This is a genomic window from Herminiimonas sp. Marseille-P9896 (assembly GCF_903993245.1).
Classification (GTDB): Bacteria; Pseudomonadota; Gammaproteobacteria; order Burkholderiales; family Burkholderiaceae_D; genus Oxalicibacterium; species Oxalicibacterium contaminans.
In genome coordinates, this window is the sequence record NZ_CAJEVT010000001.1 from 968,565 (window position 1) to 990,864 (window position 22,300).

18 protein-coding genes are annotated in these 22,300 nt (G+C 53.8%); 13 read left to right on the top strand and 5 right to left on the bottom strand.

Annotation, left to right across the window (positions count from 1 at the left end; all coding sequences use genetic code 11):
* Nucleotides 1-13: 13 nt before the first annotated feature.
* The gene (gene trmB, locus H7U06_RS04725) at nucleotides 14-730 is read right to left on the bottom strand and encodes a tRNA (guanosine(46)-N7)-methyltransferase TrmB (RefSeq protein WP_175625007.1); all 717 of its coding nucleotides are present in this window, start codon (nucleotides 728-730) and stop codon (nucleotides 14-16) included.
* A gap of 220 nt (nucleotides 731-950) precedes the next feature.
* On the opposite strand from trmB, the gene H7U06_RS04730 reads away from it, so the two are divergent.
* Nucleotides 951-1,406 (top strand): MarR family winged helix-turn-helix transcriptional regulator, encoded by a 456-nt coding sequence (locus H7U06_RS04730; RefSeq protein WP_175625008.1) that lies wholly within the window; start codon nucleotides 951-953, stop codon nucleotides 1,404-1,406.
* 183 nt (nucleotides 1,407-1,589) lie between these two features.
* A complete protein-coding gene (locus H7U06_RS04735) occupies nucleotides 1,590-2,015 on the top strand; it encodes an organic hydroperoxide resistance protein (RefSeq protein WP_175625009.1) in 426 nt (141 codons plus the stop codon).
* Nucleotides 2,016-2,106: 91 nt separating this feature from the next.
* Here H7U06_RS04735 and H7U06_RS04740 read toward each other — a convergent pair whose 3' ends face one another.
* A complete protein-coding gene (locus tag H7U06_RS04740; protein ID WP_175625010.1) occupies nucleotides 2,107-3,165 on the bottom strand; it encodes a hypothetical protein in 1,059 nt (352 codons plus the stop codon).
* Nucleotides 3,166-3,301: 136 nt separating this feature from the next.
* A complete protein-coding gene (locus H7U06_RS04745) occupies nucleotides 3,302-4,498 on the bottom strand; it encodes a serine hydrolase domain-containing protein (RefSeq protein ID WP_370458603.1) in 1,197 nt (398 codons plus the stop codon).
* A 347-nt stretch (nucleotides 4,499-4,845) separates the two neighbouring features.
* On the opposite strand from H7U06_RS04745, the gene H7U06_RS04750 reads away from it, so the two are divergent.
* From H7U06_RS04750 to ggt (H7U06_RS04780), 7 genes are all read left to right on the top strand, one after another.
* Nucleotides 4,846-6,252, top strand: coding sequence for a patatin-like phospholipase family protein (locus tag H7U06_RS04750; RefSeq protein WP_175625012.1), 1,407 nt, complete (start codon nucleotides 4,846-4,848; stop codon nucleotides 6,250-6,252).
* Between the two features lie 48 nt (nucleotides 6,253-6,300).
* Nucleotides 6,301-7,365, top strand: a complete 1,065-nt coding sequence (locus H7U06_RS04755; RefSeq protein WP_175625013.1) for a PAS domain-containing protein — start codon at nucleotides 6,301-6,303, stop codon at nucleotides 7,363-7,365.
* Nucleotides 7,362-8,006 (top strand): response regulator transcription factor, encoded by a 645-nt coding sequence (locus tag H7U06_RS04760; RefSeq protein ID WP_175625014.1) that lies wholly within the window; start codon nucleotides 7,362-7,364, stop codon nucleotides 8,004-8,006. Before H7U06_RS04755 ends, H7U06_RS04760 begins: the two co-directional genes overlap by 4 nt.
* Nucleotides 8,007-8,115: 109 nt before the next feature.
* Nucleotides 8,116-9,708, top strand: a complete 1,593-nt coding sequence (gene ggt, locus H7U06_RS04765; protein ID WP_175625015.1) for a gamma-glutamyltransferase — start codon at nucleotides 8,116-8,118, stop codon at nucleotides 9,706-9,708.
* Between the two features lie 30 nt (nucleotides 9,709-9,738).
* On the top strand, nucleotides 9,739-11,049 hold the full coding sequence (locus H7U06_RS04770) for an amidohydrolase family protein (RefSeq protein ID WP_230089333.1): 1,311 nt from the start codon (nucleotides 9,739-9,741) through the stop codon (nucleotides 11,047-11,049).
* Between the two features lie 44 nt (nucleotides 11,050-11,093).
* Nucleotides 11,094-11,645, top strand: coding sequence for a DUF1097 domain-containing protein (locus H7U06_RS04775; RefSeq protein WP_175625017.1), 552 nt, complete (start codon nucleotides 11,094-11,096; stop codon nucleotides 11,643-11,645).
* Nucleotides 11,646-11,837: 192 nt separating this feature from the next.
* Nucleotides 11,838-13,532 (top strand): gamma-glutamyltransferase, encoded by a 1,695-nt coding sequence (ggt, locus tag H7U06_RS04780; protein WP_175625018.1) that lies wholly within the window; start codon nucleotides 11,838-11,840, stop codon nucleotides 13,530-13,532.
* Between the two features lie 140 nt (nucleotides 13,533-13,672).
* Here the strand turns inward: ggt (H7U06_RS04780) and H7U06_RS04785 are convergent, their stop codons facing one another.
* Nucleotides 13,673-13,906, bottom strand: coding sequence for a hypothetical protein (locus H7U06_RS04785; RefSeq protein WP_175625019.1), 234 nt, complete (start codon nucleotides 13,904-13,906; stop codon nucleotides 13,673-13,675).
* Nucleotides 13,907-14,511: 605 nt separating this feature from the next.
* Between H7U06_RS04785 and H7U06_RS04790 the strand changes: the two genes are divergently transcribed.
* Nucleotides 14,512-16,080, top strand: a complete 1,569-nt coding sequence (locus tag H7U06_RS04790; RefSeq protein WP_175625020.1) for a hypothetical protein — start codon at nucleotides 14,512-14,514, stop codon at nucleotides 16,078-16,080.
* 46 nt (nucleotides 16,081-16,126) lie between these two features.
* Nucleotides 16,127-17,467, top strand: a complete 1,341-nt coding sequence (locus H7U06_RS04795) for a surface lipoprotein assembly modifier (protein ID WP_175625021.1) — start codon at nucleotides 16,127-16,129, stop codon at nucleotides 17,465-17,467.
* A gap of 7 nt (nucleotides 17,468-17,474) precedes the next feature.
* Here H7U06_RS04795 and H7U06_RS04800 read toward each other — a convergent pair whose 3' ends face one another.
* Nucleotides 17,475-18,086 (bottom strand): response regulator transcription factor, encoded by a 612-nt coding sequence (locus H7U06_RS04800; RefSeq protein ID WP_175625022.1) that lies wholly within the window; start codon nucleotides 18,084-18,086, stop codon nucleotides 17,475-17,477.
* A 116-nt stretch (nucleotides 18,087-18,202) separates the two neighbouring features.
* Between H7U06_RS04800 and H7U06_RS04805 the strand changes: the two genes are divergently transcribed.
* Together H7U06_RS04805 and H7U06_RS04810 are read left to right on the top strand one after the other, a co-directional pair.
* Nucleotides 18,203-19,972: a hybrid sensor histidine kinase/response regulator gene (locus tag H7U06_RS04805; RefSeq protein ID WP_175625023.1), complete on the top strand. Its 1,770-nt coding sequence runs from the start codon at nucleotides 18,203-18,205 to the stop codon at nucleotides 19,970-19,972.
* A gap of 198 nt (nucleotides 19,973-20,170) precedes the next feature.
* Entirely contained in the window at nucleotides 20,171-22,300 is a 2,130-nt protein-coding gene (locus tag H7U06_RS04810; RefSeq protein ID WP_254873123.1) for a diguanylate cyclase domain-containing protein, read from the top strand.

Sequence of the window (22,300 nt, forward strand, 5' to 3'; positions counted from 1 at the left end):
CAGGGACGCGGATTTATTTTTTCTCGAACACCAGATCCCACACGCCGTGGCCTAACTTCAAGCCACGGTTTTCAAACTTGGTGACAGGACGGTAGTCCGGCCGTGGCGCGTAGCCATCGGCAGTATTTTTCAAGCTCGCGTCACCACTCAATACTTCCAGCATTTGTTCTGCATATTCCTGCCAGTCGGTAGCGCAGTGCAGATAGCCGCCTTTTTTAATGCGTGACGACAGCAGCTCGACCAAAGGCGGCTGGATCAGGCGACGCTTGTTGTGTCGTGCTTTATGCCATGGATCCGGGAAGAATACATGTACGCCCGCCAGTGATTCTGGGGCGATCATATTGGTCAGTACTTCAAATGCATCGTGCTGGATGATGCGCAGATTGCTCAGGTTTTGCTCGCCGATCAGCTTTAACAGGCTGCCGACGCCGGGCGTATGCACTTCGACGCCAATGAAATTTTTCTCCGGCATACCGGCAGCGATCTTGGCGGTGGTTTCACCCATGCCGAAGCCGATTTCAAAAATTGTAGGTGCAGTGCGGCCGAAGGCCTGGTCTATATCCAGTGGTGCTTTGTTGTACGGGATAAAAAATTGCGGTCCCAATTCTTCGATCGCGCGCGCTTGCGCAGTCGACAGGCGACCGGCGCGTGTCACGAAGCTGCGGATGCGGTGCTCGGTCGGATCGTAGAAAAGAGGCTTTTTGCCGTCGTCGGCTGTGTGATCGGTCATGCTGGATATCTTCTGTACAGGAAATAAATTGCGCGCTTGCCTCGGGGAAAAGCCTAAAACGGCTTACACCAAGTGCGCTGGCGGGGCGTATTGTACCGTGCAGGCATGGTTACTACCGTATTCCGGATGATTTATGCCTCTGAATGGCAGGTGGTAGCGCTACAACATTTATTTTTAAAATAGCTTGCAATTAAATAGTGCACTATATATTATTCATTTCATGAAATCGAGATCCGCAAAAACCGATAACGCGCCACGGCTGGATAACCAGCTTTGCTTTGCGCTGTACTCAACGTCATTGGCGATGAGCAAGGTTTATCGCAAGCTTTTGCCGCGGCTCGGGCTGACCTATTCGCAGTATCTGGTCATGATGGTGTTGTGGGAGCAGGATGAGTTGACGGTGTCGGATATAGGCGAGCGCCTGTTCCTCGATTCCGCTACGTTGACGCCTTTGCTCAAGCGGATGGAAGCAGCAGAATTGATTACCCGTGTCCGGGCGGCCAACGATGAGCGTCAGGTCATCATCACGCTGACCAAAAGCGGGGATGCCTTGCGTAGCAAAGCGCTGGAAATGCAGGGCGAAGTATTGTGCGCGACTGCATGCAGCCTGGATGAAGTCGTGGCAATGAAAGAACAGCTGATCGCCTTACGCGGCAAGCTGGCAGGAAATAGCTAGGTTTTAAAAATTCGTGGGGCAGGTGTATAAATGTTCCATTAATAATTGTATTTATATAGTGCGCTATTTAATAGTTCACAATTAATAAGCTTGTAACTTTTGTTTTGTAATTTCGGTATGCAGCGAGCCGTATAGATTAAATCGCTGAATTTCTTAAATGATGCAACCTTCAGGAGAATGACCATGTCGATCGAAAAAGTCCTTTATCGCGCTCACGCAACTGCAACCGGTGGCCGTGACGGCCGTGCTGTTTCATCCGATGGCGTGCTGGACGTCAAACTGGGTACACCGAAAGAACTCGGTGGTGCCGGTGGCGCCGTCACCAATCCGGAACAATTGTTTGCAGCTGGTTACTCGGCTTGCTTCCTGGGCGCGATGAAATTCGTCTCTGCCCGCGAAAAAATCGCCTTCCCGGCAGATGCATCGGTACAGGGTAATGTCGGCATTGGTCAAATCCCGACCGGTTTCGGTATCGAAGTAGAACTGCAAATCAACTTGCCAGGTCTGGACCGCGCAGTAGCACAAGGCCTGATCGAAAAGGCGCACATCGTTTGCCCATATTCGAACGCGACCCGTGGCAACATCGACGTGACGCTGACACTGGTGTGATTGCAGCAAATTAACTACCGCTGTAGCGAAAACGGACTTGCTGAGGCAGGTCCGTTTTTTTATGTGCGTCTGAAAGAGTGGCGATGTTGGTTTAGCGGACTTGCCAGGCACCATCACGATAAACAACGTCATCATCGAGATAGACTGCGTCGGTCACCGCGAATACATCGACGTGATAGCGTGCAGTAGCGCGCCGGATCAGCGCCTTGTTGTAGACGCCGTGTTTGGCTCCGAGTGACAAATGGATGCCGCACATGCGTTCATAGGTGCCTATGTCATCCACCAGGCAGGTTCGTGAAAACGCGCGGTTCATGCCAAAGCCCAGTTCCCGTAACCAGACTTCGCCTTCGTCGGCGCGTATGTTGGCCATGACCTGATCAAAGGCTGGGGTGGAGTTGATGACATCTGTCACGCGTCCCTGCGTGATGACGAGTGTAATCGGATGTTCCGGTTTGTTGACGTGGAATGAGGTATCGCCAAAGACGAAAATTTTTACCCTGCCATGGACTGCTTCCAGGTCGCGCGCCTCGGTGAAGACTTCGCCCAGCGGAAACTGGCCACCGACATTGTTCATTTCGCTGTAGTCGCCGATATTTAATTTGGCGGGTTCAAACGGCGACGTGAAGTGCAAATGTTCGCCGTCGCTTTCCACCATGCCCTTACTGGCTTTATCGATGCGTGCTTTCAACGCATGGCCGACGCCGCGATAGTAGGCCGGGTCATAGGCCAGCGATGCGATGTAGTGCAGGGCCTGGATGCCGGGCATGCGCGACAGGTGCGGATGTTCTATGACTTTGAGCCCGAGTTTGAAGAGCTCGACCCGTATGCGGAACGCTTCGAGACGGAAGTTGGTGGACTGGATCAATACCACCAGGTCGCCGGGCTTAAGCTCGTCAAAGGCGGCGCGTACGGCTTCCGGGCTGACACTGTCAAAGTCTATGAACCGTGCGTCAGGCAGGCAACGTCTATACGCCTCGCTCAATGCGCGTGATAGTTCGCTACGCGTATCCATCACGATCAGAGCAGCTTGTTCAGGCGTGTGTTGTATCGCCAGCGTCAGTACGTCGCGCAGGTGTTTTTCCGCGTCGTCTATGGCGAGGTCGCTAATTGTGCTGCTGGCGGTATGCGCGCTGGGGCTGGGACTAGTCATGGGATGTTGCTCTGCAAAGGAGGAGCATGGCGCATGACGGGAAATGGCAAACGAATAACAGTATGTCAAGCGCTTGCACAAGCCGGCACGGCGATGCGGTGACGCATGTTACACCATGCGCCACCCCGACATAACTTCAGCGCGGATGGGCGAGCAGGTGTTGCGCCAACGCGTGATAGGCGGGTAGTGAGGTAGGGTCATTGGCTGCATTGCCAGCGACCGGATTGGATGCAAAGCGGACGATGACCATTTCCGCTTTCGGATCGATGTAGATAGTCTGTCCATGTACGCCACGGGCTGTGTATGCGCCATCTTCATTGTGCGTGACCCACCACATATTGCGATAGCTCCAGCCGGGCAAAAGGGTGTAGTTGGCTTGGGCGAAAGCCTCTTTGTCGCCACCACGACGGATATCGTCGACCACTGATTTTGGTACGATTTGCTGGCCGTGATAGCGACCATTGTTGCGCAGCATTTCGCCAAAGCGGGCGAGGTCGCGCAAGCCTGCGTTGAAGCCGCCGCCCGCGAATGGTGTGCCTATCGAATCGACGCTGAAGTAGGCATCCTGTTCGGCACCGAGGCGACGCCAGATACGTTCGGATAGCAGTTCAGCGACGTTGCGCCCGGTTACCCGTGCGATGACCCAGCCCAGCACATCGGTGTTCACGGTTTTATAGCCGAAAGCCACACCATGCTGTCCTTGTGGCTGCACGGTTTGCAGGAACTCGTAGTAGCTGCGCGGGCCGGTGTAGTCCTTGGGTTTGGGTAGCGGATTGCCCGCCTGTGCATGGGCCCAGACTTCAGCCTTCGGATCAGCGTAGTCTTCGCTGAATTTCAAGCCTGTCGTCATATCCAGCACCTGACGTATGGTCGCGTTGCCAAAGGCGGATTGCGCCAGTTCCGGCACGTATTCTGCGACACGCTTGTTCGCATCTATGCGTCCTTCGGCGACCAGCGTCGCACCCATGGTGCCGATCAGGGATTTGGTGACTGACATCGCGCCATGCTGGCCATCCGCTTTCAAGACACCAAAGTAGCGTTCATACACGATGCGGCCTTGATGCAGCACGACGATGCCATCGGTATAGTTGGCTGCGAGTGATTCTTTCCATGTCATGCTGGTCTTGCCGTTTAGCGGCATGAAGCGCAGATTGTCGATATCGCTGCGCAACGCACGGGGCAAGGCTACAGGTGCTGACAAACCGCGCGAGACATTGATGGTCGGCATCAGCTGGCGGAAGTTGGATACACTCCAGCGCAGCGCCGGGAACTGGAAATAACTGCCATCTTCGAAGCGCAGTATGCGATCCGGTGGCGGCGGTGCACCTACCATCCAGCCTAGCGTGGCCGGATCACTGGCTGCGGCGTCGGGAAAGCTGACTAGCTCGCTGGCGTGGACGCTGCCATACAGGCTGCAGGCAAGGAGGGTAGTGACTAGGGAAGCGCGTTGCATACGTGTTTTAAGCATGATGGCCGCCATTTCTGTGGGAGAGTGCTTGCTGCCGCGAGGGCATGTCGTCCCTATACTGCCTGATTTATTCCTAAACGACGCGATATTGCAGAAAAAGGTCGGTGTGACAGCCAAATTGAAAGTAATCTTGCTGTCACAGAAATATATGCGCACATCGATATAATGCTGATCAAGCGCTCCTTCCTCTAACCCAGCAACGCATAAAAACAATGTTCACTCAACGTTCCGGCCTGTGGCGTACCGCATCCATATTGATGTTTAGCGCTTTACTTGCTGGTTGCAGCAGCCTGGTGCAATACAACATCAATGAGCCATTGACGGAATACAAGCCGGATCACGGCTACACCATCAAGTCGATAGACCTCGCGCCTGGCGATAGCAAGATGTTTATGGTGGTGCTGTTTTCCGGTGGCGGTGCGCGTTCCGCTGCTTTGGGCTATGGCGTGCTGGAAGAGCTGGCACGCAACAAGTTTATGCAGAACGGCAAGGAAAAACGTTTGTTCGAAGAAGTCGACCTGGTCTATGGCGTGTCAGGTGGCTCCATCCTCGCGGCTTACTATGGTTTGCACGGGCAGGATGTTTTTCCCAGTTTCAATGATCGTTTTCTGAATCTGGATTTCCAGGACAAGATCGTCAGCCAGATTATTTCCTTTTCCAATCAATGGCGCCTGACCTCGCCGCGCTTCGGCCGCTCCGATTTGCTGGAGGAGCAACTGGACGAAGTCTTGTTTGATAAAAAGACTTTTTCCGATCTCGCCAAAAAGAAACGCAAAGGCCCGTTGACCATCATTAGTGCGACCGATATGTCTTCCGGTGCGCGTTTTGATTTCATCCAGGAGACTTTTGATTTCCTGTGCTCCGATCTGAACCGTTTCTCGATTTCGCGCGCCGTTGCAGCTTCCAGTGCCGTGCCCTTATTGTTTTCGCCTGTCACCTTGTGGAACTACGCGGGTACCTGTGATTTCCATGTGCCGGATAGCCTGATGGCCGCAGCCGACAATAAGAATCGTGGTCGTATCGCCGCAGTGTCGCGCACGCGTGCGCGCGAGTTGTTCAGCTATCTGGATCCGATTAAACGACCTTACATCCATCTGCTGGATGGCGGCCTGTCCGACAACCTCAGCATACGCAGTATCCTGGATATGGAAGCGCTGGTCGGCAGCGAAGAGGTCAGGCAAGACTTCCGCCTGGATGAAATGGAAAAGCTGGTGCTGGTGGTCGTGAATGCGCAAAACAATCCGGAGAATACGATAGACCAAAGTGCCGATGTGCCGGGCTGGCGCGACGTGATACGTGCGATCAGCGATATTCCGATTGCGCGTTATACGCAGGAAACCGAGCTGGCGATGCAGTCATCTATAGAGCGCTGGCAGGAAGCAGGTCGCCTGCGTGCCGAGAAGAATCACACCACGCCTCCTTCGGTGTATTACATCAATGTTTCGCTGAAGAATATGACGGATGAAGAAGCGCGGACTGACTTGCTGAACGTGCCGACCTCTTTATACTTGCCGAAAAAAACGGTGCGCGAGTTGCGTGCGGCAGCGACCACGCTCTTGCATGATTCGCCTGAATTCCAGCGCCTGCTGAAAGATATTTCAGCCAGACAGGACAATTGAGCAGCATACTCATATTCATATTCATGAAATCAGTAAGTGAGGTGCAGTATGGGTAAGGACGATGAATTGCAAAAAGCAATTCTGAACAATATTCCCGATCAGGCATGGCTGAAGGATAAGGATTCACGCTACATCCTGGTCAATGAAGCGTTCATCGCGGCATGCCGTTTGCCGGAAAGCGAAATCCTGCATAAAACTCCGGCCGACGTATGGCCCGAAGAATGGGGTAACAAATACATAGATACCGACAAACGGGTGATGGAACAGGGTGAACGTCTGCGCTATGAAGAATGGCGTCATACCGAAGATGGAACGCTGCGCTGGTACGACACCATCAAGACACCTATCCGCAATGAGCAAGGTGAAGTAATCGGTACCACCGGTATCTCGCGTGACATCACTGATCGCAAAATGGCGGAGCAGGAATTGCTCGCTTCGCGTACCCAATTGCGCGAGCTGTCGGCTTATCTGCAAGTGGTGCGCGAAGAAGAGCGCACGCGCATTTCACGTGAGCTGCATGATGAATTGGGACAGGCGTTGACAGCGATCCGCATTGGTCTCAGTGTAATAGAAACCCAGCATGAAATGCACGACGATGAATGGCTCAAGAGCGTTTCCGGCTTAAAGAAAATTGCGGACTCCACCGTAGAGTCGGTGCAGCGCATCGCGGCCGATTTACGTCCGTTGATTCTGGATGAACTGGGCTTGCTGCCAGCGATAGACTGGCTGCTCGAATCCTTCTCCGAACGCAGCGCGATTACCTATGAATTGAGTTTACCCGCTGCACCTTTGCACTTCAGTCGCGAAGCAAGTACTGCTATATTCCGCATCCTGCAGGAATCACTGACGAATATCAGTCGGCATAGCCAGGCGACACTGGTAGTGGTGGCACTGAAAGAAACAAAAGATTTCATCACGATGAAAATTACCGATAATGGAAGCGGCATAGACAGTACCGTATCGCGGCAGAACAGCCTGGGTTTGCTCGGTATGCGCGAACGTGCGTTTATGCTGGGCGGTAAGCTAAGGATACAGAGCCGCGCCGGGTCTGGCACCAGTGTCGAGCTGCGTATTCCAAAAATAAATGCCGCGCATCCGGGAGAAAGAAAATGATCCAAATCCTGATTGCTGACGACCATGCCATCATCCGTGATGGCTTGAAGCAAATCATTTCTTTCGTGTCGAATATGGCGGTGGCTGGCGAAGCATCGAACGGCGAAGAAGTGCTACAAAAAATCCGCATGCTGAAGGTCGATGTGCTGGTGCTGGATATGTCCATGCCGGGCAAGAGCGGAATCGCGCTGATCCAGCAGATCAATGCGATCAAGCCGGATTTGCCCATCCTGGTATTGAGCATGCACCAGGAGAGTCAGTATGCGGTGCAGGCCATGCGCGCCGGTGCATCCGGCTACATCACGAAAAACACCGCCTCCAGCCAGCTGATCGAAGGCATACGCAAGGTGGCCGAGGGCGGGACCTTTGTTTCACCAGAGATTTCAGCTAAGCTCATCAAACAGTTGCACAAGCCGGAAACAGATTTGCCGCATACCAAGCTGACGGCGCGGGAATTCCAGATTTTCAGCATGCTGGTTGAGGGACATTCGGTCAATGATATTGCTAGAATATTGACACTTAGCAACAAAACCATCAGCACCCATAAAGCCGCCGTTTTACAAAAAATGGAGGCTTCCACCACGGCCAGTCTGGTGTATTACGCGCTCAAACACGGCTTGATCAATGAGGGGTACGATTGAATCGTGAGCACCTAGGAAAATCCCTAGATTCGAATCAGGTAATCCTGATTCCCACCTGAGTCATTGATCTTTATGCTCATCTTCCATGAACCCGATTCCTGGAGAAATGATGAGAACCACCCGCCCAGTCAGTTATGCCGAACACGGCATGGTCGCCACCGCCCACTACCTGGCGACCGGCGCAGCGCTGGATGTGTTGAAGGAAGGTGGTACGGCTGTTGACGCAGCAATCTGCGCGGCCGCGACCATGAGCGTGGTCTTGCCGCACATGATAGGCATAGGCGGCGATGCATTCTGGATGATCCACGACGCCAAATCCAACACCCTGTCAGCGCTGAATGGCAGCGGCACCTGCGGTAAAGACATCACACTGGACACCTACCGCGGTATGGACGTGATTCCGAACCGTGGACCGCAATCCGCGATTACCGTACCTGGCGCGATCGATAGCTGGGCGCTGGCGCACGAACGTTTCGGCACCATGCCACTGAGCCGCTTGCTGGCACCGGCCATCCGCTATGCAAGCGAAGGCGTAGCAGTCACGCAGGATATCAGCCGCTGGATCAGCGATGACACCGAAGACTTCCGCAAAGATCCTGGCTCGGCTGGCATCTTCCTGAAAAACGGCAACGCCTATCAACCTGGCGAACGCCTGCAACAACCGGCATTGGCCAAGACGCTGGAAAACATCGCACAGCACGGTCCGCGTTACTTCTATGAAGAAACCGCCAAATCGATCGTGTCTTACCTGAAGAGCCAGGGCGGTTTGTTGACGGTTGAAGACTTCCAGAGCTACCACGCGAAATGGGTCAAGCCGATTTCGACCAACTATCGCGGCTTCCAGGCGTTCCAGGTGCCGCCACCGTCGCAAGGTATCGCTGGGTTGATGATCCTGAATTTCCTGAACGGTATCGACCTGTCAGGACTGGACTCGAACTCGCCTGAGTACTACAACGCCATGATCCAGGCCATTAAATGGGCCTTCAACAAGCGCGATAAGTACCTGACCGATCCTGAGTTCTCCGATATCCCTATCGAGAAACTGCTCGATCCGGAACTGGCCAACGCCGAGCGCGCAGAGTGGCTGGCAGATACCAAACGTACGCATGAAAACCGTCCGGGCGGCAGCGACACCACCTTCATCAGCATCGCCGACAAATACGGTAATGCGGTTGGCCTGGTGCAAAGCCTGTACTTCGACTTCGGCTCCTGCGTCACTGACCCAGGTTCGGGCGTGTTGATGCAAAACCGTGGCGCGTTCTTCTCGCTGCAACCAGATCATCCGAACGTCCTCAAACCAGGCAAACAAAGTGCATCGACGCTGATGTCGGGCATGTTGTTCAAGGACGGCAAGCCTTACATGGTGTACGGCACCCAGGGTGGCGAAGTGCAGCCACAGACGCAAACATCAGTTGCAACCCGCGTGGTCGACTTCGGTCTGAACGTGCAGGAAGCCATCGATGCGCCACGCGTGCTGTACGGTCGCTCATGGGGCGATACATCGAACAAATTATTGCTGGAGTCCGCAGCACCGGAGGCAACCTTTGACGCATTGCGTGAACAAGGTCATCCGGTGGAACCGGCACAGTGGCCATTCCCACGTATGGGTACGGCGCAAGCGATCCGTTTGCCGGGTCCGTGGTCGCCGTTCTTTGAAGGCGGTGCAGATCCGCGAGGCGAGGGAATTGCTTTAGGTTTTTAGTTGTTTCATCCAGAGGAGAAGGTTATGGAGATGGACTTGTTAATACACAATGTACGCGTGTGGGATGACAAACCACTGATGGACATTGGTATCAAGGATGGAAAGATTGCTGCCATAGAAGAAGGCCTCGATGCCTCGGCAAAAGAAGCAATCGACGCAGAAGGCCGTGCTGTTATTCCAGGCATGGTTGAGCCACACATGCATTTGGAAAAAGCATTCCTGCACCGCCGCTTGCCGCCGGTCCTGGGTACGCTGGAAGAAGCGATCCGCGTGACCGGTATCCTGAAAAGCAAACAGGAACGCAAGGACGTGCTGGATCGCTCCCGCCAGGTGCTCGATATGGCCGTCAAAAACGGTACCGTCGCATTGCGCGCTCACCCGGACGTTGATTTGATCCAGGGGCTGATCGGTGTGGAAACACTGGTCGAGCTGCGCGACGAATACAAAGACCTGATGGATATCCAGATCGTTGCGTTCCCACAGGAAGGCATCATCAAATCGCCAGGCACGACCGACTTGATGGAGAAATCCATGAAGCTGGGTGCTGACGTGGTTGGTGGCTGCCCATACAACGAACTGACCTGGGAAGACACCAAGCGTCATATCGACATCGTGTTCGATATGGCGATCAAGCATGATGCACCTATCGACCTGCACGCGGACTTCTCCGACGATGCCAGCGATCAGCGTTTTGCGGCCACTGCTTATGTCGCACAAAAAACCATAGATACCGGTTATCAGGGACGCGTCTCGATGGGTCACGTCACCAGCCTTGGTTCGCTCGATCCGGACGAACTGAAACCGATCATTGAATTGCTGCGCAAGGCTGACATCAGCATCGTGACCCTGCCAGCAACCGATCTCTATCTGGGTGGCCGCAACGATACCAAGAACCGTCGTCGCGGTTTGACACCAGTACGTTCGCTGCATGAAGCAGGTGTCAACGTTGCTTACTCGTCGAACAATATCCGCAATGCGTTCACGCCTTTCGGTAAAGCCGACATGCTGGTCATCGGCAATATGCTGGCGCATGCAGTGTCCTTCGGTACACCTGCACACCAGGCCGCGATCCTCGAAATGGGCACCACCAATGCTGCACGTTCCATCGGCATCGGCGGTAACTACGGTGTCGCTGTCGGCAAACAGGCTGACCTGGTCATCCTCGACACCTACCAGGTCGCGGATGCCTTGCTGGATATTCCGGCTCGTTCATGGGTAATCAAACGCGGCAAGATCACCGTCGTTACCCAGCACAAAGCGGAAATCCACCGTCACGGCTGTTGCGGTGCAAAAGACCATGGCGCTAAAGGCCACGTCTGCGAACCGGCTACTGCCAAATAAGAACTACAAAAGAATCACATCATTTGATAAATCAGGAGACAGAAATGAAAAAGCCACCACACGCCGTTGTTGCATCACTACTCGCAGTTACCACCGTCCTTATGGTCCAGTTGCCGTGGCATTTGCCAGTCTGGGCGATCTTCGTCAGCTGGGCAGGTACCTTTGCGATGGGTGGTCCAACCGCAGCTAATATGAAACGTATCTGGCCTACGCTGGCCTTCGGTTCCTTTACCGGCTTCCTGGTCGTCACCGGTTTCGGTATCGCATCGAAAAACTTCTCCGGCACCAACCTGGTGATCGCAGAAATGATTATCCTGTTTATCCTCAATACAGCGATGATCATGATGGCACGCGTACCAGGCCTGAGCTTTGTGCCAGGTATGTTCTTCGGTTTCGCTTCGTTCTTCGCGACCATGTTCGGCGGTTTCGGTCCTACCCCCAAAGATCCGCTGTCGGCACTGGGCGTCGTGATCGTGATGAATGCACTGGGTCCTATCTATGCATGGATCACAGCTAACTTCTCGCATCGCCATGTACCGTTGGAAAATACTTTCCCGCAGGCAAAGCAAAATCAGCAAGTAGAGCAAAAAGTATAAGTGTAAAAATATCGCCGCCCTCTCTGATAGATGGGGCGGCTTTTTTTTCGACCATATGCGATATAGGCGCTGCTATTATTTAGCTTGCCGTACCGTTGCATGCATTACCTAAAAAGATAGGCAAGCTCGCATCAATCGCTGTGGAATTTGTTGTTGGTGCGTGTCTTGTCCCAATTAAAAAATGGAGAAGACATGAAGAACAAGATGTTTCAGGATATGACGAGACGAGACTTTTTATCCGCTTCCGGTGCAATGGCACTGGGTTCGCTGGCACCACTGTCGCTGGCACAAGATGCCAAGCCCAAGAATATATTGGCAACCTCGACCAAAGGCATGGTCACCAGCCCGCACGAACTGGCTACCAAGGCCGGTCTGGACGTGTTGAAATCAGGTGGTAATGCGATCGAAGCAGCGATCGCCATCGCCAGTTGCCTGAACGTTACCTATCCCCATTTCTCCGGATTTGGCGGTGACGCCTTCATGATCATCAGTGATCGCAACGGCAAAGTCAGGACCCTGTCTGGCATCGGTCAGGCTCCGCAAATACTCCCTCAATACAGTGGTTCCATCCCGGTACGTGGCCCTGGTTCCATGCTGACGACAGCTGCTAACGTTGATACCCTGGGCAAGGCCTTCGATATCAGCAACAAGGAACTGGCAGGTCGCAAAAGCTGGGCTGAATTGCTGAAGCCGGCGATAGGCTATGCACGTAACGGTTTCCCGGTTTCACCATCAGAGCGCTTCTGGATGGATTTCCGCCTGAAGGAATTGGCGGACATGCCAGCGATTGCCAATCACTTCATGGTGAATGGCAAAGTGCCGGAAGTAGGTGAGTTGTACAAGCAGCCGCAACTGGCTGACACGCTGGAAATGCTGGCTGTGCGTGGTTACCGTGACTTCTATGACGGCAAGCTGGCAGAACGTATTGCGAAAGGCCTGAAGGATGCAGGTTCGCCGCTGACTGCTTCGGATCTGGCAAAGACGCAGGCGCGTATCGAACCGCCTTTGCGCGTTGCTTATCGTGGCGGCGAATTGCTGGCCAACCAGCCGCCGACACAAGGCATCACTACGCTGGAAATCATGGGCATACTGGATCGTTTCGATCTGAAAAAAATCCCGGAAGGCAGTGCCGACTACTACCACGTTGTGGTGGAAGCAGTGAAACGCGCTTTCATCGACCGCAACCAATACGTGGCCGATCCGGAATTTGTACACGTGCCGTCAACTACCATGCTGTCCAAGTACAACCTCGATAAATGGGCAGGCCGTATCAAGATGGATCAGGCGCTGGCCTGGCCGCACGTCTTTAAAAATGGCGATACGGTCTACATCGGCGCAACCGACAATCAGGGTAATTCAGTGTCGATGTTGCAGACCGTGTACTTCGACTGGGGTAGTGGCGTGATGGCGGGTGATACCGGCATTTTGTGGCACAACCGTGGTGCTTCTTTCAGCCTGAAGCCAGGCCATCAGAACGTACTGCAACCAGGCAAGCGTCCGTTCCATACCCTGAATCCGGGCATGTACATGAAAAATGACAAGCCGCAGATCCTGTACGGTACGCAAGGTGCGGACGGGCAACCGCAAACACTGGCGGCGATCCTGACGCGCATGATCGACTATGGCATGGATCCGGCCACGGCTCTGTCCAGACCGCGCTTCCTGTTGGGCAAAACCTTCTCGGATACGCGGGATACCTTGAAGCTGGAAAAAGATGCGGGCGAACAGGTGTTCCAGGAGTTGGCACGACGTGGTCATGAGATGAGTGTGATTCCGGCGCAAAGTCCGTTGGCAGGACATCCGGGCGCAATCATGATCAACCAGAAAACAGGGACGTTCACGGGTGCACATGATCCACGCAGTGACGGCAGGGCTTTAGGCGTTTAATGTGCAATGTGTTGCTTGATGCGTCTGGTGCGCGTTGAGCAATACATAAAGCAAGCGCGCATAAAAATGCCCGATCAGTATCCGGTCTGATCGGGCAATAAAAAAGACAGGCAAGACCTGTCTTTTTTAATTACTGCGAATTACTTAGCTGCTGCAGGCGCTGCTGCTGCAGGTGCTGCTGCAGGAGTCGCTGCTTTTGCTTTCTTAGCTTTTTTGTGTTTTTTAGCGTGTGTTTTGGTTGCTTTAGCTGGGGCTGCAGCTTCTGTTTTTGCAGCTACTGGAGCTGGGGCAGCAGCAGGTGCTGGAGCAGCAGCTTGTGCGAAAACGGTGGAGGCAAACAGACCGGCAACCAGGGCAGCGATTAATTTATTCATTTGAGTGCTCTCTCTAAAGTATTAGGAAATTTTGCGAACTGCTTAGTCAGTTCGTACGTATATAACGCCAGCCAATTAATGCGGTTGACGCGATTACACAAATATTTTGAAATCATTTTCAGAGTGAAAATCATGTGATTTGCGTGACGATATCGTTAAGAATTCGTGACGAATTTTGATCCCTTGCCGTCACCTCTGGTCGCGTCCGACTACTGCATTTGCAGTATTTACTCCCGGCAAGTCGATTGCTATTCTCGCCGCCATTAGCCGTATCCGTGTACGGCATGCCTAGGGAGAAGCACATGCACTCAACTACCTCTATATATAAGTCCAGACCAGTGCTGCCGATACGGCAGAAATGGATGCTGTGCTGCGCTTCGTCCGTCTTGTTAACGCTTGTCTCTTTGCATCCGGTGCCGCTACAAGCGCAAGACTTGCAGGGGATAGAGCTAGATCCGATCCAGTGGATGACGCCACAGCTTCCGGCCCAACAAGGAGAGCAATCAAAGCCAGTCACTCAACGGGCACCTGTGCCATTGTCCGAAAAATCTCTGCAAATCATCTCGAACATCATCAAGAACCTTTCCCCGACAGGAAGGGAACTGATGTTGAGCAAGACCTATACGCCTGAGGAGCGACAGCAGATTCTGACTTACATGGAATCCCAGACTCCAAAGACACAAGCGCCGCAGCAGGAAAGCAAGCCACAACTGACTCTGGAGCAGAAGAGGCAACTGATGTTAGGCCAGCAGTCCGAGATGACCCCGCCTGCAAAAGAAGAAATCAAGAAGAAGGAGATGCTGACGACTGAGCAGCAGAAGAAGATAGAACAAGTTCAGACTGAGAAAGCAAAAGAGCAGATCAAGCAGACCGAGAAGCTGACTCCAGAGCAGCAGAAGCAGCTATTGCTGACGCAGCAGCTGGAGCAACAGAAGAAGATAGAGCAAGTTCAGACTGAGCAGACAAAAGAAAAAATCAAACAGGTAGAGAAGCCGACGACTGAGCAGCAAAAGCAGCTAGTGGTGATACAGCAGTCGGAACCGCAAAAGCAGCAGGAAAAGATACAGCCGCAGCAATTGAAGGAAGTCATCAAGCAAGTCGAACAGCCTGCACTGGAACAACCCAAACAAATTTTGCAGACTACGCAAACCAGTCTGCCCGCAACTACGCCTCCTGATAGCCTGGTGCAGCAGAAGTATCAAAAACTGCTGGAAGCAGGAGTCTTCTCCAGCAGCGATGGTAAGACCCCGTTTTCGGATGCAACGATGACGCGTGCACAGTTCGCGATGATTGCGAACAAGCTGAAGGATCTGACGGGGAACTCAGGAACGACCTTCTCTGATATACCCGGCTCGCTCTGGAGTGGTCTGACGGGGCAGCAGACTATCGGCACGATAGAGGGCGCTGGTAAGCCATCTCTCACAGTCGTTTCTGATGACAAGAAAACTTCGGTTGATTTCTTGGCGCTGCTGGCGGCCTACAGCAAAGAAAAAGTGAATCAGGAAGACTTGGATAAGTTAATCACAAAACTCGGCTCCATGAATCCGACTGTTAAACCGGCTGCATCACTGTTTAACGGCGAGGTTCCTGTACTGGGCGCAATCCGGCCAGTCGAGCAGATCGTCGCTCCGCCTGGTGGAGCTGTTGTGGCAACGGGTATAGCCGGCATCACAAGCGGAGGACTCACTGCCATACAGGCAGCTTTAGCTGCTGCGCAGGCGGCTGCCATTGCAGCATCCAGCAGTGCAAACAATATTGCGCTGGCAAACGCAGTGACAATGGGCACTGAATATACCGTGGTCACACCGCGTGCGAATTTCCCCACCAATCTGAACGCAACTTTCAATGGCCGCATGACCGGAACCCTGAGCGATAGTTCGGCAGTCGGCGCTAACCTGACCATGAACGTCAACTTTGCCAATATAGGCAATGGCACACCGATAGGCGGCAACGTCCAGTTCGACAATAACAAAGGCAGTGCGAGCTTTAATAGTGTCGCTTACATCGGCGGATATGTAGGCGGTGGCATGAATGGCACGTATAACGGTGCAGCCATGAATGGCTTTATCCGGAACGGACAATTCTTTGGCCCGGCTGCTAACGCAGTCAAAGGTTCCTGGGATATGACGACGAATAGCGTAAGTGGCGGCGGTAGCTTTGCTGCTACACGTTGATGTCATGCCAGATATTTACTCCCTACCCATTTCATCCATGAATCATATGCTCCGTTCGCTTGTCGTCGTATTGATGTTGTCCTCTTCCGTCGCTTACGCTGCGACCCCTGCAGTCGATGGTCGGAATGAATTATTGGTCGCGCGTTTGATGCAGGAAAACGGCAGGCCGGATATGGCATGTGCATTGCTGGAAGATACGCCTGTAAACAGTGTGGATGCAGATCGCCTGTATGTGCTGGCGCGTTGCAATGCATCCTTGCAGCGGATAGACACGGCGATTGTCTACTATCAGCGCGTGATCGCTTTGAAACCGGCAGAAGCAAATCCGCGGGTGGAACTGGCGGCGATCATGGTTGCGCTGGATCGCAAGGATGAAGCGGCACAGCTATACAAGCAAACCTTGCCCCTGTTGCCAGCCGGGCAGGTATCGACCCAGATGAGTAACCTGATCGAGCAACTGGGACGTGACGACCCCGCTGCATTTGCGCGCCAGGCATCAGGTAAACCGTGGTCACTGGAGTTCTATGCCGGGCTGGTGCATGACAGCAATATCAATGGCGGGCCGGTGTCGAATATCATTCCTGCGATGGTTGGCGGCTTTCCGGGTAACTTCGTTTTGTCGCCCGATGCGATGCCACGTTCTTCATGGGGTGCCAGCGGCAGCCTGACAGGCAGCTATCTGGTGCCACTGAATGAACGCTGGTCGGTGCTGTTCCAGGGCGTATTGCTGGGGAATGGTTACTTCGATACGTCAGACTTCAATAATGAATACATGTCCTTGTCCGCGGCTTTCATTTATCGCGATAAGGACTGGAGTGCCAGCATACAGCCGAATATCGGTTTTTCGCGGCAGGCGAATCGCATGAATGAAACCACGCCTGGTGTGATCACGCGTGTTTCGCGCAATCTGAATTCGACCTGGTCGCTGACCGGTTCGCTAGGCTATATCAACCGCACCGTGCATTTGGATAGCAACAGAAACGCCGGTGGCGTACTCGGCAGTGTCGGCGTAGTCGCGCAAGTGCAGCCGAATTTGCAGGTGGGTGCTGATTACAATATGCAACGTGAGCATGCCGACGCGGCGGTGTACTCACGTCGCCTGGACGGGCCTAGTGTGTTTGCCGCCTATCGCATCAAGCCGCAATGGACGGTAGTCGGCAACTATAGTTATTCCAAGGCGAAGTACGACGAAGGCAGCTTCTTTTTCCCGGCCCGTGAAGATACACAAAAGACTGCCAGCCTGACCAGCTTGTGGGACATCAGTGCATGGGCGGGACGCAATATGGTGGTACGGGCGCAATATACGCAGATCGATAATCCGTCGAATATCGGCTACAGCAATTACTCACGCAATATCTTCAGCGTGGGTGTGCAGACGCAATTCTGATAGTGATTTAGAGCAGCCCCTGATGCATGGCGTAACGCGTCAGTTCCACCGCGTTGTGCAACGATAATTTGGCCATCAGGTTTTGTTTGTGTTTGCGCACGGTAAAGATGCTGAGTTGCAGTGCATCGGCAATTTCCTGTGATGATTTGCCGGCGGCGACCAGTTTCAGGATTTGTTGTTCACGTGGCGTGACGGCCTGGTCTTCCTGCTCCTGGAAGTGCGTCAGCGGTCCCAGCAGTTTGCTGACGTAGCGTTGATTGCGCAGCACGGTGGGGATGGCTTCCAGCAATTCGCTGCTATCTTCCAGTTTCAGCAGATAACCATCAGCACCTGCAGTGAAAGCCTGGCGTACGCTATTGTGATCAGTTGATCCGGTCAGGATCAGGATTTTGATGTGCGGATGTTGTTGCTTAATGCGTGCGGTGAGGGTGATGCCGTGGCAACCGGGCAGGTCGAGGTCTAGTAGTAGCAAATCGGCAGCGTGCCGGGTCAGCAGCTCCTCGACTTGCGTACCGCTGCCGGTATCCGCAATGATCTGCATGCCGTCGACGTGCGCCAGCAAGGAGCGTAATCCTTCGCGGATCAGGGTGTGATCTTCTGCAATGATGATGTTAGTCATGGTGCCGGACGCGTGATAATTTCCGCTGGGACTTATATTGTTACACGGTAATAATAGGCAAATATTACACTGCGCAGCAGTAGCTATCCATTTTCCTCGTTTTAGGCGGGACATTCATGAACAATCATCCAGCTGCATCCGCAGTGGAGACGCGCATATTCGACGAACTGGTGAATGTCCTGTACCGACAGGCAACTCCTATCTTTTTTGGCAATTTTTCAGTTGTCATCCTCTCGGTTTACCTGCTGTGGAATGAGCTGCAGCACAGCGTCCTGCTATCGTGGGCGAGCGCGATCTTTGTCCTGACGCTGATCCGGATAGTCATCGTTCGCCGCGATTTGCGCGCAGTCCATACGCCGGACCAGGCGGAGCGACGGGCATGGGTATATACCGCGTTCGCCGGACTTTCCGGCTGCCTGTGGGGTTCTATCGGGATATTCTTCTTCGCGCCTGACAGCACGATAGTTACGGTCTTCATCTGCATCCTGTTGGCCGGGATGACCGGCGGTTCAGTCGCGTCGCAGTCTTCATTTCCGCCAGCGTATTACGCGTTTGCGCTGCCTACTGTCCTGCCATTTGCCATCCGTTGCTTTATGTATGGCGGCCCCCTGTTTTCCGTACTCGCTTTGTTGTCGCTTTTTTTGCTGGGCGTGAATCTGGCTTACAGCCGTAACGTGCATCGCACGGTGCGTGAGGCCGTATCCCTGCGTTTCGAAAACACCCAGTTGATAGCGCAACTGCGACAGGAGAAGGAACGGGCCGAATCTGCCAGCCGTTCCAAGTCACAGTTTCTTGCCGCGGCCAGCCACGATTTGCGGCAGCCTACGCATGCGCTGGGTTTGTACATCGCTACTCTGCGTGCGCTGTGCAGCACGCCTGCGATGAGCGGGGCAGAGGTTGGCAATATCGCCGGTAAATTGCAGACGGCGCTGAAAGGCCTGGTGCAATTGCTGGATGTGCTGCTGGATATTTCCAAGCTGGATGCCGGTGCGGTCAAGGTCAAGCGTGAGGTATTTGACTTGCAGGACTTGCTGGAAACGATAGACCAGCAATTCTCTGCCGTTGCCGTTGAGCAGAAATTGCGCTTCATCGTCAGACCAACTGCAGTACTGGTACAAACCGATCGCGCCCTGGTGCACAGCATATTGGCAAATTTCGTTTCGAATGCCTTGCGTTATACCGAGAGTGGCAAGGTATTGGTCGGTGCGCGCAGGCGTGGCGAGTTTATAGAAGTGCAGGTGCTGGATACCGGTATCGGTATTGCTGCTGAGCAGTCGCAGCTGATCTTCAGCGAGTTTTATCAGATCGGGAATGCAGCGCGTCGTCGTGAGCATGGCCTGGGTCTGGGATTGGCCATCGTCAAACGTACAGCCGATTTACTGAAGATACGTATAGGCCTGCGTTCGATACCGGGGCGTGGCTCGGTCTTTTCCGTCTGGCTGCCATTGGCACCGCAGGTAAGCGCCGCAGCGGGTGCTGCCATGTCTGTGCAGACGCCATCGTCCGGCGCGGCGAAAAACATCCTGGTGATAGATGACGATGCTGCCGTATTGGATAGCATGCGTTTACTGCTGTTATCCTGGGGGCATCAGGTTACGGCGGTGGCATCGCTGGGCGACGCTTTGCAGGCGGCAAAGACACAGCAGGGTGCAAGCGGACCGGCGTTTGACCTGATTCTGAGCGACTTCCGTCTGGCGGAGAATGTCAGCGGGGTGGATGTGGTGCAGGCAGTACGGCAAGCTAGTGGCTATGCCATCCCGGCCGTGGTGATTACAGGTGACACATCGGTGGAAAGCATACAGAGCATAGCCGGCGCCCAGCTAGGTATATTGCATAAGCCTTTGGCACCCGAGATGCTGCAGGAAGTGTTGCGCGATTTACACTAAATTTCTGTTTTATCCAGCTCTTCAATACATAAAATCTGTCAACTTGCGCAAACTGCGTTTAAAGTGAGTTTCTGCCGTCATGGTATACGCTTGTTAATAAAGAAAAATTTCGTAAAAAGAAATCTTTCCTTAAAACTATTAAAGCACCAGTGCATCTAAAAGATGCATGCTACCAATGAAGTAGCCACGGGACATCGAATGCGACCAAAAACACCGGAGCGCTTGCGACTAGCTACCCTAGTGACGATAGGCGTGTGCGCGACCGTGATCGTGACCATGCTGACCTTGCTGGTACTGATCGATCATTTCGCTGCGACCTACGCCAAGCAACAAGCGCAAGAACGACTGCAACAACTATCGTGGCAAATGCGTGATTCGATGGATCGCGGCATGAGCCGCATGATAGATCATGCGCAAGTGATAGCCGAACTGGCACCTGTGCGCGACGGGCAGAATCCTGCCGAGATCCGGCGCGTCTTTGACAGCGTCAATAAAAATTTCCCCAATTACGCCTGGATAGGTTTGACCGATATTGAAGGCAAGGTAGTTGCCGCCAGCAGAGGTTTGCTGGAAGGCGTGGATGTAAGCCAACGTCCGTGGTTCAAGGGCGGCGAAAAGCAGATATTTGTCGGCGATTATCATCCGGCCTTGTTACTTGAAGATAAATTGCCGGAAACCGAAGACCGCTGGCGCTTTGTCGATGTCGCCTTACCCGTCACGCATAGCGACGGCCACTACCGCGGCGTATTGGGCATACACCTGAGCTGGAGCTGGGCACGTGGTTTGGTGAATAGCTTGCTGATACCGGCAGACCGCCAATACCTAGTCGAAGTGCTGGTGGTGCGCAACGATGGCGTGGTGATGCTGGGGCCGGATTATCTCGAGGAAAGCACGATAGCCACGACCAGCCTGGATCTGGCGCGCACTGGCAGTACTGGTGCCGTGGCAGAAAAATGGCCGGACGGACGACGTTACCTGACCGGCTATGCATTAACCGGTACGCAGGCACGTCCCGGACATCCGACCTTGAAGTGGGCCATCCTGATCCGGCAGCCGGAAGAAATTGCACTGGCTGACTTCCGCGATTTACAGCAACAGGTCTTATGGGTAGGCGGTGCCATCGGTGTGCTGCTAGCCTTGATCGCGGTCGCCCTGGCACGACAACTGGCACGACCACTGGATGAGTTGAGTGCCGCGATTACGCAGCGCAAGGAAGGCACCGCGGCGACTATTCCGGTGATTGATGGTTACCATGAAGTTCATTTGCTTTCGCGCACACTGGCCGACATGGTCGGACGTGAGCAGCAGCATATCGGCAAGCTACGCACCCTGAATGAAAACCTTGAGAACCTGGTGCGTGAACGCACGCAGGAGATAGAACAAAAAGCGCAGGCGCTGGAAGATGCCTTGCAACAGCAACTGGTGATACAGGACAGATTGCAGGAGAGTGAAGCGGAACTCCGGGCCACGTTGCAAAATGCGAATGACGCTTTCATCTCGATGGACCAGGACGGCATCATCGTCGACTGGAACGAGCAGGCCGAACATTTGCTGGGCTGGACGCATAATGAAGCAGTCGGCCAGTCGCTGGCTGAACTGGTGGTGCCGCCAGCGATGCGCGAAGGATATGGGAAAGACTTCCAGCACTTCTTGCAGACCGGCCAGAGCAACATCATCAATCGTCGGGTCGAACTGACTGCCTTGCGTCGCGATGGTGTGGAATTCCCGATAGAACTGGCGGTGGGCTGCGTCGCCCGTCGTAAAGGTTATTTATTCATCGCCTTCCTGCACGACATCACGGAAAGAAAACTGATGCAGGCGTCGCTGATGGGCATGGCGCTGAAAGATCCGCTGACTGATCTGCCGAATCGGCGCGCACTGATACAAAAGCTGCCTGAATCTATCGCGCGCGGCGCGCGTCTCGGCAAACCTGTCGCAGTGTTGTTCCTCGACCTTGATGGCTTCAAAGGGGTGAACGATGGTTATGGCCATGAAGCGGGCGACGAGCTACTGCGTACCATCGCGCAACGCATGATAGGTGCGGTACGTACGACCGATACCGTAGCGCGGCTGGCGGGTGATGAGTTTGTCGTGGTACTGGAAATGTTGAATGGCGATCAGGATGCGATGGAGGTCGCGGACAAGATACTGCAGACCTTGCAACAGCCGTTTGCATTATCTGCAGCAACGGTATCGATATCAGCCAGCATAGGCATCGCCATGCATTGGCCGGAAGATGCGACCACGCCGGAACAATTGATTACGCTGGCGGACGGTGCAATGTACGCAGCGAAAAAGCAGGGCAAGAACCGCGCAGTTGCGGTCTAG